Raw genomic sequence first — 13979 nt, 5'->3', positions numbered from 1 at the left:
AAACTTAAACATAAAAAAGGGGATGAAACGGCAATGATTGTTTCATCCCCTTTTTTATGTTTAACGCCCGTTTGTGCTTATGAAAATTCCAATCATGCAAAAAGCTCCTGAACCGTCATAAGAAACGATTCAAGAGCTTGTTCATTTATAGGGTGGTGCGGTCGAGAGGACTCGAACCTCCACGGGGGGTTAGCCCACTGGAACCTGAATCCAGCGCGTCTGCCAATTCCGCCACGACCGCATATCTGTCTTGTCATGTTGCTTCCGCAAGACGATAAATTAGATTATATAGGTCTGTCCAACAAAAGTAAAGCTTTTTTTTCGGTAACTTATCGGCAGGGTTTGTCGTCTTATACGGGTACCCAACAATCGGGCGCAAGAACGCAAGCGGCCGGTTACGCGAGGAGATGCAACATGAGTTTAAAAGCGCGGTTTATCTCATTGTCGGTCGTCCTGGTTTTGTCGGTCGCGATGTTTAGTTTATTTTTCGTTCAAGCCTACCACAGCCGATTTCCGGTTCTTCAACGCATGTTCTACGGCGCTGCAAGCACAGCGGCCGCCACGGGTGAACACGCGAATGCCGATTATTCGCCCTACCCCGGCCTGAAGGCAGGCCGCTCACAACCCGACGGGCATTATTATCGCAACCGCGTGCTCGTGCTGATGTATCACGACGTCTCGCCATCCCCGACGGACGTACACTCGCTGTCCGCAAGCAACTTCGAGCGTCAGCTTCAATTGATGAAGGACAACAATTTTCATTGGATCACGATGAGTCAGTACCGCAATTTTATTCTGCACGACCGGCCCGTGCCCGAAAATGCAGTCCTGTTGACGTTCGACGACGGTTACGAGTCTTTTTATAAGTACGCATATCCGCTGCTTAAGAAATATGGAGCGCCGGCTACCAGCTTCCTTATCGTAGGCACGGTCGGCAATCCCAAGATGCCCGGCGTAGAGAAGCTGACCTGGGACCAGGTCAGAGAGATGCATCGCAGCGGCATCGACTTCTACAGCCATACTTATAATCTTCATTATTACGCGCCGACGGACGCGCGGGGCAAGCACCCGGAGCCCGTCCTTTCGAGCCGGCTATATTTGAAGGACAAGGGACGCAGGGAAACGGAGAACGAATATGAATCGCGCGTGGATGCGGATCTGAAGCAGGCGAACGAGGTGCTGAAGCAGGAGCTGGGCGAAAACGATCACGTGCTCGCCTTTCCGTACGGCGCTTTCTCCGAGTCGCTGCTGCGGATCTGCCGCAAGCGCGGCATTGACGTGACGCTGACCGTCAAGAGCGGCCTGAACAAGCCGGGACAGACAAACGGTTTCCGGTTGAACGCAGGCGGCATGAGCAATAATCCGGAGCTTCAGCTCGCGCTGATGAAGGAGGCGCAGCAGCGGCTCGGGCACGCGCATTTCGATCGTTCGCCTACCTATAAGCGCTACGCCATCGTATCATCTGTCGTTGCAGCCTTCGCCTTCGCCGCGTGGATTTATTTTGGCATCGCGCTGTTCAGGCAGCGCAGAGCATCGTCGGCTCCCGCCAACCATACGCCTCACTTTTAACGCTTCGGCATTCCTGCGTCCGCGCCACCTCATTTTCTTCGTGCGTTTACCAGCTCCCTTTCAGGGGATAATGGAAAATTATCGCGAGGGGCGTGACGCATGAACCTGCCGGCGTTTTTGATGTCCAGACAGAATCTGGATTCGGACCTTTTCCTGCATCCGACTATCCTTACCGATCAACCGGTCGTGTTGGCCGGTTACAATTCTCAGATCGATCTGCCGCAAACGATCGCCTTGCTTAGGCAAATGGCCCTGAATGCCGCCTCCGCGGATAAACCGCCGTTCGATCCGAGTAGCGGGATCGGAACGCCAATGAACGATCCGGGCGAACGAGAGATCCTGGACGCGATCGCGGCAGGCCAGATGCTTATTTTTTCGTATGCAGGCGATCGTTGTATGAAGCTGGTTCCTGTCCATCGGACATTGTCCCGCGCCATAGAAGCACCGACGACGGAAAACGTGCTTCGGGGCGCCATCAGCGCCTTTAACGAAGATCTGGATACGAATATCGGGCTCGTCAAAAAGCATTTTTCCTCGGAAAAGCTGCGCCTTCGCTCCTATGCGCTAGGCGGGGATCAGCGCAGAAGGACCGCTCTTCTTTATATGGAGGGGCAAATCCATGAACAACTTCTGCAGTCCATCGTCCGGAAAATCGAAGCGCTCCCGGACCGGGACGTTCCCGATCTGGAAGCTTTATCCGATCTGCTCGGATTTTCAAAATGGACGCTGATCACCCGTTACAATACGACCGAGCTTCCCCAGGAAGCTGCCTCCGCTTTGGCTAGAGGCAAAGCCGTCCTGCTGCTGGACCGATTTCCATTTGCCCTTGTGCTGCCCAGTTTGGTGTCGGATTTGTTCGTCTCGCAAAGCGACCGCAACTTTCCTGTTTTTTTCAAATTCTCTTTTCAGGTCTTGCGCGTGCTCGGCGTACTGACCAACGTGCTGCTGCCCGGTTTATACGTTGCGCTGGTGTCGGTGAATCCCGAAGTACTCCGGATCGAAATCGCCCTATCCATCGCCGGCAGTCGCGAGGGCGTACCCTATCCGGCGCTCGTCGAAACGCTGCTACTGCTGCTGATCCTCGAATTGACGCTCGAATCCACGATCCGTCTGCCCAAAACGATCGGGCCGACCATCACGATGGTGGGCGGCATCATCCTGGGACAAGCTGTCGTTCAGGCCAATCTCGTCAGCAACGTGCTTATCATCATTTTGGCTGCCTCGACGATCGCCAACTTTACCGTCATCGGCTTCCAGAACACGACGTCCCTTCGTCTCTACAAATATTTGCTGCTGTTTCTGTCGGCGATGTTCGGCGTATTGGGCCTGTTCGTAGGCATTGTCGTCATCTGCGCGTATCTAGGACAAGTCAGCACCTTCGGCATCCCTTACTTATCACGCTGGAAAGCAGGACGACGCTATGGATAAGAGCCGCCAGGTCATCGTCATGTGTCTGATCACGCATATGGGCCTGATCTTTTTCCTGTATCCGGCCGATATTATCGCCAGCCTCTCCGTCGGACAATGGAGCGCCGTGCTGTTCGGGTTTATTTGCCATGTCAGCATGGTCGCCGTCTATACGAAAGGCTTAAGCTATTGCGCGCCGCGAAACGTGATCGATCTGTTCCAAAGCGCCGGCAACGCTTTTGCCTTTCTGGCGCTGCTGCCGCTTGCCATTTACTTTGTCATGATGATCATCATCACCGTTCGCGCGTACGCCGAGATCGTCACGGTGATCTTCTTGGGCAATACCCCGCTTTGGACGATTATGCTGCTGTTTCTCGCAGTAAGCACCTTAATTTCCTCATGGGGTGTCGAGTCGCTTTTTAGAACGGCCATGCTCGTCGCGCTGCTGTTTTTCCCCTTCTTAATCCTGGTCATCGTGCTATCGTTTCAAAACGCGGACTGGCATTACCTGCTGCCGCTCATGGACCGCAAGGCCGCCAGTTTCTCCTACGTATTCCACCGCCCGTATCTGCAGAGCATGTTCGCTTTTGTCGGCGGATTTTTGTTTTTGGGCTTTATCCCTTCCCACGTTCCTTACCAACGCCGCAAGATCGTCTGGTTCAGCTTCGTGCTGCTTCCGTTTTTTCTCATATCGGTCTACGTGCCGCTCTTGACGTTCGGCGAAAATACGGCTTCCAAGTTCCCTTTTCCGTTTATCATGGCTGTGGATACAGTGGACGTCAGCTGGCTGATGTTCGACAGAGTGACGATGTTTTTCATGATCAGTCTGTTATGCTTCGTTATATTGTTCCTGGCTTTGGTCAAGTGGGAAATGCTGCTGCTGCTCCGACGCGCCTTGCCTGCCGCAAAAGCGCCGGCCGTTAGCGTGCTGTTGGCGGTTTTCGTATTCATCGTATGCCTGTTGGTCCCGAACTGGAGCGCCGTCGAGCAGATGTTATGGTGGAATACGTACTTGCGCTTATACGCAGCCTTCGTTATTCCGCTGGTCACCTTCGCGCTCGGCTTTAGCCGACGCCGGAAAGAGGCGATCGAATCATGAAAATGCGCCTCGCCCGCCTGACGCTTTTTGCGCTGATCGTCGCTGGAACGACGGCCTTGACCGGTTGTTGGGATATTAAAGATATCAATCACCGCGCTCTGCCGATCGTTATGGGCGTCAAACAGACCGGTCAATCGTACAAAGTACTGCTGCTTGTGCCGGATACCCGCGATACCGAAACGAGCGCTAAAATCATTTCCGAATCCGGCAACACCATCAATGAAATATTGGACAAGATCAATAAAAACATGGAGAACAAAGTCGACTTGCTCCATTTGAAGGTTATCGTCTTCGAACGGTCCGTAGCGGAAAAGGGATTGGGGCAAAGCATTGAGAGCTTCATGCGGTCGCGGGATATCCCGAACAAGACGTTCTGTGCGATAAGCGTTGGAATGCTGGAGCCGCTTTTCGAGAAGCTGAGCACGGCCTCTAAGATCGGCGGAATGGAAGTGTACGACTTTTTCGAAAAAAACGCGGGGTGGTCGCCGGAGGTCGTGCAAACCCGAATCTGGGAAGTGTTCCGCAGCATGGACTCGTACACGCGAGACGTCGTCATTCCCACCATCAGGCCCGGCAGGACGACGACGATCGAAAGCACCGGCGCGGCGGTTATCAAAAACGGCAAAATGGTGGGCACCATCGATTCAGAGAAGGCGCTGCTCTACAACTTGTTCAAGGGAGCCGGAACGCAAGGCAAGATCGAGGTCATGCATCACGCGACGGTAAAAATAGAAGCCGACCGATTGACGAACAGCAGCAAGCTGCACGAAGGCCAAGCGACCTTGAGCAGTTTGCTGCATTTGAAAGTAACCGTTCTGGAAACCGTAGGCGATCCTTCCGAATCCGAGATCAAACGGGAAATCGACGATCAGCTTTCGGCGCGTTTTCAAACCATGCTCAGGGACGCTCAATCAAAAGAAGCCGACTTCTTAGGCTTGGGGCAGCTTTTCCGGGACAAGCTCTCACGGGACGACTTGCAGGCGTGGAGATCGAAATATTATCCCTTTATGAAAATCCACTTTAAAGTCCATGTCATCATTCAAGACGAAGGACTGTTAAAATCGAAAAGCTGACGAGATTCCGCGCTTCCGGTCAGACGATCAAAGCTACCGATGCGATCTTATTTTTACCCGTACGCTTGGCTTGATACAGCAGCGCGTCCACGTCCTCAAACAGCTTCTCTTTGGTGTAAGGGTTCGCGTAGCTTTTTAATCCGACGCTCACCGTCACGGCCCTGCCGTCCAATTCAGGATGACGCGACTTCGCAAGCTCGGACCGGATTCCGTCGACCAAAGCATGCGCCTCCTCGAACGATTGCTCGAACAACAACAGGGCGAACTCCTCGCCGCCGTAGCGAGAGGCGATATCGGCCGGCGATATGCGATCCTTGATGACGCGCGCAACGTTGGCAAGGATTGTATCGCCTACGCGATGACCGAACGTATCGTTGATCGACTTGAAGTTATCGATATCGATCAATGCCAGATGAAACGGCGCGCCTCTGTCCGCGAATTCCATTGCCTTCTCGTAAAATTCGTGGAAGGACATATGGTTGTACAGATTCGTTAATGCGTCCGTCTTGGAACGCTGCGACATGACCGTATTTTCAACCAGCAGCTGCTGTTGGGCGATCATCGCCGCTTCAAGATCGAAGACGAGATCGCGTCCGCTGATAATGATGTAGCTGGCCGCAACCGTGCTGAGCACAAAAAACAGTACGATGGCGATCAGGTCAAAAGCGGTTACGAACGAACGGAATCCTTCGTCCCACACGTATAAAGCGCTGAACCCCGCAGCCTGCAAAACTGCCGTGAACCAAGTCAAGTTTAATCTGAAAAATAAAATCGAAGCAAAAATGGGCAGCAGCATGATCGCCGCGATAATTCTGATGTCCATATTCAAATGGACGATAATCATCGAGATAATCGTACCCGCCAGAAAAATCGAATAAAACGAATAGCGTCCGGCTTTAAAAAGAATGAAATGGGCGCATGCTGTGACGCCACTCATTAGCAGTGTGGGATAGAGCAGAATATGTAAATAAAATTGGTGCGCACTGGCCTCGTAAGGAAGGAAGAGATACGAGAAAAGCTGGGCAAAGAAGTGAGCGCCGATCACAAGCCAATACGTCCAAATGAACCATCGCACGTACTGAACCTGCCGCTGCTTTTCGATGGCAGCGAATGAAGGGCTGGAAAAATACCGGGTACGCTTATTTTTCATTTTACACCACACTTACCGAGTCTAGTTGCTGAAGGATGAATACTACATAATTCGACATATCTCCCGCACTCCCTTCCGATGAATATAAATAAATTGTGTCAATAAACCTGACGACGCTGCACGCGTCGCCAGGTTTTAGGAGAACACGTTCCTTTTAGGTCAATCGATGCATGGACCATACGATCCCGGCCGTCGAACCGCCTAGATTCAACGATGCCGTTAACCCGTTGGCGTCATAGAACAAGCCGATAACGTCTCCTGCGTTAAGCTGCACATCACCGGCCAACGTGACCGTGCCGCTGCCGAGGATCGCTCTGAGGGTAAGGAGAAGCGCGATATTGACGTTCAGGATTGGAAATAATCCGGTAATCAGCGTCGTCGCTGTGGGCGAGGTCCGTCTGATGAAAAACGAAGGGTTCACGCCCGCGCCCAACGATATGGTCAAAGCTGCTGTCGTGCTGTAGTTGATGGTAGCTTTTATGGCATATTGGCCCGTCGTCTGCACTGTGTAGTTGCCGGTCGTCGGATTAAACCCCGTCGTCGTAAAATACGGACTCGCCACCGTGAACCCGCTCAGTTGCGTGCTAGTCGAAATCGATGCTAGGTTCGGGATGAAGCCGGAAAAGCCGTCGGTCGAGATTGTACCTGTGGATCCGGTAGAGCCAGTGGCCCCGGTTGCGCCGGTGGCTCCTGTAGCTCCGGTTGGGCCAGTCGCGCCAATTTCTCCGGTCGCACCGGTGGTGCCGTTAGTGCCGGTTGAACCAGTTATACCTGGAGCTCCGGTGATGCCGGTTGCGCCAGTTGCACCTGGAGCTCCCGTTTCGCCTGTTGACCCGGTAGCTCCAGTTGACCCGGTTACGCCTGTGGCACCAGTTGCGCCAGTTGCTCCCGTCGGGCCTGTTGTTCCTGTTGAACCAGTTCCCCCTGTCGGACCCGTTGCTCCTGTTTCGCCTGTAGCTCCAGTAACACCTGTTGAACCGGTTGGTCCGGTTGCGCCTGTTTCTCCGGTCGGCCCTGTGGCTCCGGTCAGTCCGGTTGAACCTGTTGCTCCTGTAGTTCCCTTTGAGCCAGTTTCTCCGGTCGGCCCCGTGGCACCGGTTGCACCTGTAACTCCCGTAACACCGGTTGGTCCAGTCGTACCTGCCGCTCCGGTTGCACCCGTTTCGCCTGTAGCTCCTGTTTCGCCAGTAACACCCGTCGAGCCTGTTGTTCCTGTTGAACCAGTTACACCTTTCGGACCAGTGGCTCCTGTTTCGCCTGTGGCACCAGTAGCACCTGTTGAACCGGTTGGTCCGGTTGGTCCGGGTGCGCCAGTTTCTCCCGTCGGCCCTGTAGCTCCGGTCAGTCCAGTTGCTCCCGTCGAGCCGGTTGCGCCAGTTTCTCCGGTCGGCCCTGTAGCTCCGTTCAGTCCGGTTGCTCCCGTCGATCCGGTTGCGCCAGTTTCTCCGGTCGGCCCTGTAGCTCCGGTCAGTCCAGTTGCTCCCGTCGATCCGGTTGCGCCTGTAGCTCCTGTAGTTCCCGTTGCTCCTGTCGCACCGGTTGTACCCGTTTCGCCTGTAGCTCCCGCTGCGCCCGTTTCTCCGGTCGGCCCCGTGGCACCGGTTGCACCTGTAACTCCCGTAACACCGGTTGGTCCGGTCGCACCTGTCGGACCGGTTGCACCCGTTTCGCCCGTATCTCCCGTTGCGCCAGTCGGCCCTGTAGCTCCTGTAGTTCCCGTGGCACCAGTAGCACCCGTTGAACCGGTTGGTCCGGTTGCGCCAGTTTCTCCCGTCGGCCCTGTAGCTCCGGTCAGTCCAGTTGCTCCCGTCGAGCCGGTTGCGCCTGTAGCTCCCGTAGTTCCCGTCGCTCCCGTGGCGCCGATTGGTCCGGTCGCACCTGTCGGACCGGTTGCACCCGTTTCGCCCGTATCTCCCGTTGCGCCAGTTTCTCCGGTCAGCCCCGTGGCACCGGTTGCACCTATAACTCCCGTAACACCGGTTGGTCCAGTCGTACCTGCCGCTCCGGTTGCACCCGTTTCGCCTGTAGCTCCCGTTGCGCCAGTAATACCCGTCGAGCCTGTTGTTCCTGTTGAACCAGTTACACCTGTCGGACCAGTTGCTCCTGTTTCGCCTGTGGCACCAGTAGCACCCGTTGAACCGGTTGGTCCGGGTGCGCCAGTTTCTCCGGTCGGCCCTGTAACTCCGGTCAGTCCGGTTGCTCCCATCGAACCGGTTGCGCCTGTAACTCCTGTAGTTCCCGTTGCTCCTGTCGCACCGGTTGTACCCGTTTCGCCTGTAGTTCCCGTTACTCCCGTGACACCGGTTGGTCCGGTTGATCCAGTATCACCCGTTGCCCCGGTTTCTCCGGTCTGCCCCGTGGCTCCTGTAGTTCCTGTAGTTCCTGTAGTTCCTGTCGCTCCAGTGGCACCGGTTGGTCCAGTCGGGCCTGTCGCTCCGGTTGCACCAGTTGATCCAGTTGCACCAGTTGATCCAGTTGTTCCCGTTTCGCCCGTTGCTCCTGTCAGTCCGGTGGCTCCTGTGGCTCCTGTTACTCCCATGGCGCCAGTCGATCCAGTAGCACCCGATTCACCCGTGATACCGGTTAGTCCAGTCGCGCCAGTCTCTCCTGTCGGGCCTGTGGCTCCTGTAGCTCCCATTTCACCCGTAGCACCAGTCTCCCCAGTAGCACCTGTTGCTCCGGTTGCGCCAGGTGCTCCGGTTTCTCCGTTCGGACCGGTAGCTCCGGTAGATCCGGTTTCCCCATTAGCACCCGTTTCTCCCGTTGCACCGGTTGGTCCGGTTGGTCCGGTTGGTCCGGTTGGTCCGGTTGCGCCCATTTCTCCAGTCACGCCTGTTACTCCTGTCGATCCAGTTGTCCCAGTTTCACCTGTCGGTCCGGTTGAACCCGTTTTGCCTGTGGCTCCCGTTACGCCTATCTCTCCAGTCGCGCCTGTTGCTCCCGTCGATCCAGCTTCTCCTGTAGCCCCGGTTGCGCCTGTTGCTCCTGTCTGGCCTGTATCTCCGGTAGCTCCGATAGCCCCCGTAAAACCGGCTGCACCTGCCTCCCCGGTCGCGCCAGTAGCCCCTGTGGCCCCAGTCGCCCCGGTCGAGGGTGTCGCGCTCTCGATGCGCACGATGGCAGAGCCTTGCCTGACCTGGATATCCAAAGTGTCGGACTCAAATATAAGCTTCTGGCCGGCTCCTACCGTTGCCGAACCAGTCGGACCGATTACATAGTACAAAAAAGAACCGGGCAGCACGCCGCCTGCCGGCCCCGTCGGGCCAACCGGCCCCGTGGCGCCGGTCGCGCCTTGCGAGATCGGAATCGAAAGCACACTTTCCAGCTTCCCGTGAAGCTCAAGCTCGGTCTGCGTCACTTCCCGCAACGTATTTCGTATGCTCTCGTTGATGGCTAAAAGTTCATTAATATTGGGGGCGGGTCCAGTGACGCCGGGGAGCGTACCAAGCACGTATTGGAGCTTTTCGCCTTCCGCGTTGATGATATGACTTAGGCCAAGCTCTTCATAGGCAATGGAGGCCAGCAACAGGCTGAGCGCTTCCTCGCGGGACTTCGCGGCGGACGGCGTGATGTTGGGGATATCGGAAAATGACATGCGGATCCCCTCCGGTCATGAATTCCGATCCAACGGGGCCCAGGGATGCCGCCGGCGTATCGTTCCAGAATCTGATCGTACTTCATAAGATGCAGAACTTCCTTGGACACCGTCTCCTGCACCGTGCCCAACACCGAATGCCGAACCTCCAGCAAACGATCCTCGGAAATGACAGTATCCGTACGATTCGCAGCAAAAGCGGACGTTGCGAGATCAGCCAATTCGCCTTGACTGTTCAACAGATGCGCCAGCGCCATGTTGTCCCGGGCCAGCGATGACAAAAGGGCGGCGATCTGCCGCTCCAGCGCGCCTAATGCCGGATTCGTTCGTTCCCGATCGCCGAGCCGCTTCATGTCGCAATCCTCCCCGCCTCAATTTGCAATAGCCTTTTCATCGTCTCATCGTAATCGACAAGTATTGCCTCAGCACGTCGGTATGCCGCATTCGCTTCTACAGAGTCGCCTAACAGCTTAAAACATCGTCCGATAAACTCGTAAGCGCGGAAGCTGCCAATTCCCGCCTTCGTAAGCTCCGGACCGCACCGCTCCCCGAGTGTCAGGCAGGTCCTGAATGCCTTAATCGCTTCGCCATACTGTCCGTTTCGGGATAAAATGACACCCTTGTAAAAACGCAAGCCCACATCGTCCGGATACAAAGCCAGCGCGCGATCGATGCCGGGCCAAGCGCCGCGTTCGTTTCCCGAGGCGAGCAAGACGGCGTATTTCAGCCGGTAAAACGCGTTCGGCGGCAGTTGACCGCTCTGTAATGCGCCGGCGATCGCAGCGTTGACAGCCGCAAAAGCATCTTCATAGCTGCCTACGCCGTTAAGCTCGCCAGCTATGTGATAATCCGTCCAAGGATCAGAGCAGCCGCTTTGTTTTTCCTTTTGCAGCATGAGCAGATTTCGTTCTCGCTTCTTTTTCAATTGCCGGATGTCGTCCATATATCCAAAGTGATGGATTATTGCCGGAATCAGGGAGATCGCATCATCCGCTGCTGGCGCACCGTCTCTGATAAGCCGCTCGTGAATCGCGCCTTCGAATGCGTAGCCGCTCCCGCTGGGGAACACCCGATGCTGCGCCATCCGATAAGCCCGTCTGGGATCCGGTCGGCCGGAGCCGATATAATGAAGGGTCTCGGCATACAGCAGTTTTTGCCTGCTTGACGTTCTCACATCCTGGCGCAAGGCGTCAGCGTCTCGGGGCTCCAATGCTTCATCCGCGTCCATCCACAAGATCCAAGCCCCCGTCGCCTTGGATAAGCTGTAGTTGCGCGCCTCCGCGAAGCTTCCCGTCCACTGAAAGTCGTAGATCTTGGCGCCATGTGCGCGCGCGACGGCTGCCGTGTCGTCCCCGGACCCGGTGTCCACCACGATCGTCTCGTCTACGACCCCGTTAACGCTGGCAAGGCACCGCCCGAGCGTGTCCGCTTCATCCCGGACGATCATGCAAAGCGAGAGCAGCTTTTCGCTCAACCGACCCACCTCCTTCCATACGGAGTAGCGCGCGCGCTTCTTTGTTCGGTGTATAAGAGTCGCTGACCACATAAGGAGGCGCTGGAAGTTTGCTTTTTCGGACGAGAAGCCGCTCCGATTCATGTACGGCAGCCGCATTGCGCGAATCTATCAAACGATCGTAGCGGTTCGAGATCGCATCCTTCAGCGTTTTTAATTGCCCTACGGACGACTGCACCGCTATTAAGTCGAATGCATGCCAAGCATCTTCGAGATGAGAAGCCCGGCTTAACGCAATCAGCGCCCTGCGGTAGCCTGCCAGCGCTTCAACCAGCTCCAAATGTGCAGGCAAGCAAGCATCGCGGACCGTATTTTTGATATCTAAGGAAAAAAACGCTTCTTCATTCATCGTCATCGTCATGTCCGCCCGGATCGCAGCGCTTGTCTCCGTGCTCCGACCGGTACAGGTCAAGCGTATTGTCGAGCTTGCGCAGCAGCAGCCATTCCTTCATAACGACCGCGTCCAGCAGCCGAACCGATTGCCGGCCGGCTTGCGCCATCAGCTCACATCTGGCCCGGTGCGAAGCGGCATGTTGTCCCTGATGCGCCAGAGCCCTCATCTGCTCCGCTTCCGCGTTGAGCAGATTCGCAAGAGCGGTTTCTTCCAGCGCGATCGACTTCAGCAGATCCACGACGACCTGATCCAAGCTGGGGCGGTACGGCTCATGCGGTATCGTAGGCATACTCAAGGCAGTCATCCTCCTTCGTCCGTACGGTTGCGGCGAATCCGACCCGAACCGGCTATTTTACGTATATGGCTTCGATATGCCTACATATGCGCCTATATAGGCATTCGTGTCGAAAATGAAAAAAGAAGCCTTCAAGTTCAAGGCTTCCGGAATGATCCCACACCCGATTTTGAATTAAGAGACAGCGTGCTTGATTCCGCCCATGGAGCGCTTAAGCGATTGTCGCGAGTGGATCAGCTGCATCGGAACGAGCTTGTCCTTGCTGCCTTGCGTGCGTGTTCGGCCTGCAGGATGAAGAAAGCTCAGCAGCGTCTGCAAATAGGCGGCCGTCCATCTCTCCACCGTACGCGAGGGCATCGGGCGGCACTCGAAGCCCAATCCGTGAATAAGACCCCGATGGAGCAGCGTCGTACCCATCACCCCCTTCACCTGGGCCAGCCTCGGGTCGACTTCCATCGCCTCGGCGATGCGTCTTAGCGAAGCGCGGGCCAGACGGGCGGTTTTAAGCGCCGCTCGATCCGAGCCTACTTCCCCTGACAGCTCCAGCATTCGACGATTGTCCAGATGCAGCTCGCCGATCCGGTCGCCGGTCTCGATCCGCGTACCGTCCGCGCAGACGATCGGCTCGCCCGAATACCGCTTGACGAGCAGCTTGCACATGCCGTAATCAAGTTTGTCTTCGCTGCGCCATTCCATCCCGAGCCAGACGACCTTCTCCCAGAGCAGCCATGCCTTTTGCCTGACCGTAAATCGCGAACTTGCTTCGCCCCTCCTGACGAGGCCAGGCGCTTTTGCCTGCGTACTGCCATCCATCCCGCTTCCTCCCTTATCCTCGGCTATGTCTCTATCATTGTAGCCTCGGCGAGGAACGCCTCCCATCGTCTAGCGTCGTGAACTTGTGCCCTGCTAAAGTCGTGATCTGTACTGGACCGCAGTCGGTAGCGCCGGGATCGGCGGCAAGCGGGGCGGCATTACGGCGGGCTATACGACTCGGCTCGCTGGCCGATCTCTGCCGCTTCGCCGGCATCGCGATATCGCTTGGGCGTGACGCGGACGTACTTTTTAAACTGGCGCATAAAGTGGGTATCGTTGTCGTAGCCGCACAGACTCGCCACTTCGGCCACGGACAGCCGGCTGTTTTTCAACAAATACTTCGCGTATTCCAGCCGGGCCGCAATCATGTCCGTCATGACCGGCACGCCGAAAAACTGCTTGTACGAGTGCTGAAAATACGACTTGCTCAAGTTAACCCGAGAAGCGAGTTCCTCGACGGACGTCCGCTCATGCGGCGCATTAAACAGCGAGCTCCTCAGGTCGACGAACGCGCCGTAGTACCCGCTGACCTTTTCCGGAAGCGGCGCCGCCTGCGTCGCATTGGCCAGCTTCATCATGAAGCCGCGAAGCTCCAGGTCCAGGATCCTGCCCGCCAGACGTCCCCCGTTGCTCTGAACGCGCCGCAGCTCGATGACGCCCCGGGAGATTTGTAGGGCGTCAACGGCCTTGACCGGCTCGTCCAACGGATATTCGAGCTCGGCGATCAGCTCCCCCATCTCTTCGCCCACGCAGTGGAACCAATCGTTCGCGAACGGACGCTCGAGCTCCCGGTACAGATGAGGCGTATTCGGGCCGAACACGATATGAGTGCCTGGTTCCACGCTCATCGAACGACCGCGGACGATGACCTCGGCTCGGCTCTTGAAAAAAACGAAGGCATAGTTGCCCGCGCCCTTCGGCCTATCGATGGTGATCCCGTCCGGATGGACATGGTGATAGCCGCAGCTCAGCAAGTCCAGCATGTCCTCCCCCCCCATAGCACGATCGGTTAGTTTTTTGGATATTATAATGGATGGTTCGCGACTTCTCAAGTCTCTATAATAAAGCTGA

Annotated in this window: 12 protein-coding genes and 1 tRNA gene; 4 read left to right on the top strand and 9 right to left on the bottom strand. The window is 56.2% G+C overall.

The features are described 5' to 3' along the window. Window positions 1-153: 153 nt before the first annotated feature. A tRNA-Leu gene (locus KB449_RS08415) sits at window positions 154-241 on the bottom strand. Between the two features lie 173 nt (window positions 242-414). Here KB449_RS08415 and KB449_RS08410 point away from each other — a divergent pair. The 4 genes from KB449_RS08410 (at window position 415) to KB449_RS08395 (ending at window position 5148) form a co-directional block, all read left to right on the top strand. Beyond that, complete coding sequence (locus KB449_RS08410; RefSeq protein ID WP_282907943.1) at window positions 415-1569, top strand: polysaccharide deacetylase family protein; 1155 nt, start codon at window positions 415-417, stop codon at window positions 1567-1569. A gap of 99 nt (window positions 1570-1668) precedes the next feature. Then, window positions 1669-2997 carry a spore germination protein gene (locus KB449_RS08405; protein ID WP_282907942.1) on the top strand — a complete coding sequence of 443 codons (1329 nt, stop codon included), beginning with the start codon at window positions 1669-1671 and terminating at the stop codon, window positions 2995-2997. Continuing rightward, window positions 2990-4075, top strand: coding sequence for a GerAB/ArcD/ProY family transporter (locus KB449_RS08400; protein WP_282907941.1), 1086 nt, complete (start codon window positions 2990-2992; stop codon window positions 4073-4075). The genes KB449_RS08405 and KB449_RS08400 overlap by 8 nt, the downstream gene beginning before the upstream one ends. Continuing rightward, window positions 4072-5148 (top strand): Ger(x)C family spore germination protein, encoded by a 1077-nt coding sequence (locus KB449_RS08395; RefSeq protein WP_282907940.1) that lies wholly within the window; start codon window positions 4072-4074, stop codon window positions 5146-5148. The genes KB449_RS08400 and KB449_RS08395 overlap by 4 nt, the downstream gene beginning before the upstream one ends. 19 nt (window positions 5149-5167) lie before the next feature. On the opposite strand, the gene KB449_RS08390 is transcribed toward KB449_RS08395, so the two are convergent. The 8 genes from KB449_RS08390 to KB449_RS08355 form a co-directional block, all read right to left on the bottom strand. Further along, on the bottom strand, window positions 5168-6223 hold the full coding sequence (locus KB449_RS08390) for a GGDEF domain-containing protein (protein ID WP_282907939.1): 1056 nt from the start codon (window positions 6221-6223) through the stop codon (window positions 5168-5170). Window positions 6224-6452: 229 nt separating this feature from the next. Then, window positions 6453-9893, bottom strand: coding sequence for an alpha-helical endospore appendage domain-containing protein (locus KB449_RS08385; RefSeq protein WP_282912766.1), 3441 nt, complete (start codon window positions 9891-9893; stop codon window positions 6453-6455). Then, window positions 9788-10246, bottom strand: coding sequence for an alpha-helical endospore appendage domain-containing protein (locus tag KB449_RS08380; protein ID WP_282907938.1), 459 nt, complete (start codon window positions 10244-10246; stop codon window positions 9788-9790). Before KB449_RS08380 ends, KB449_RS08385 begins: the two co-directional genes overlap by 106 nt. Then, window positions 10243-11367 carry a glycosyltransferase gene (locus KB449_RS08375; RefSeq protein WP_282907937.1) on the bottom strand — a complete coding sequence of 375 codons (1125 nt, stop codon included), beginning with the start codon at window positions 11365-11367 and terminating at the stop codon, window positions 10243-10245. The genes KB449_RS08380 and KB449_RS08375 overlap by 4 nt, the downstream gene beginning before the upstream one ends. Then, window positions 11324-11761 carry a hypothetical protein gene (locus tag KB449_RS08370; RefSeq protein ID WP_282907936.1) on the bottom strand — a complete coding sequence of 146 codons (438 nt, stop codon included), beginning with the start codon at window positions 11759-11761 and terminating at the stop codon, window positions 11324-11326. The genes KB449_RS08375 and KB449_RS08370 overlap by 44 nt, the downstream gene beginning before the upstream one ends. Further along, window positions 11748-12089 carry an alpha-helical endospore appendage domain-containing protein gene (locus KB449_RS08365; protein ID WP_282912765.1) on the bottom strand — a complete coding sequence of 114 codons (342 nt, stop codon included), beginning with the start codon at window positions 12087-12089 and terminating at the stop codon, window positions 11748-11750. Before KB449_RS08365 ends, KB449_RS08370 begins: the two co-directional genes overlap by 14 nt. 180 nt (window positions 12090-12269) lie before the next feature. Continuing rightward, complete coding sequence (locus KB449_RS08360) at window positions 12270-12908, bottom strand: YkoP family protein (RefSeq protein WP_282907935.1); 639 nt, start codon at window positions 12906-12908, stop codon at window positions 12270-12272. A gap of 158 nt (window positions 12909-13066) precedes the next feature. Further along, a complete protein-coding gene (locus tag KB449_RS08355) occupies window positions 13067-13891 on the bottom strand; it encodes a helix-turn-helix domain-containing protein (RefSeq protein WP_282907934.1) in 825 nt (274 codons plus the stop codon). Window positions 13892-13979 lie beyond the last annotated feature (88 nt).

Source organism: Cohnella hashimotonis (assembly GCF_030014955.1).
GTDB classification, from domain to species: Bacteria; Bacillota; Bacilli; order Paenibacillales; family Paenibacillaceae; genus Cohnella; species Cohnella hashimotonis.
This window is presented reverse-complemented; position numbering and strand designations above follow the sequence as displayed.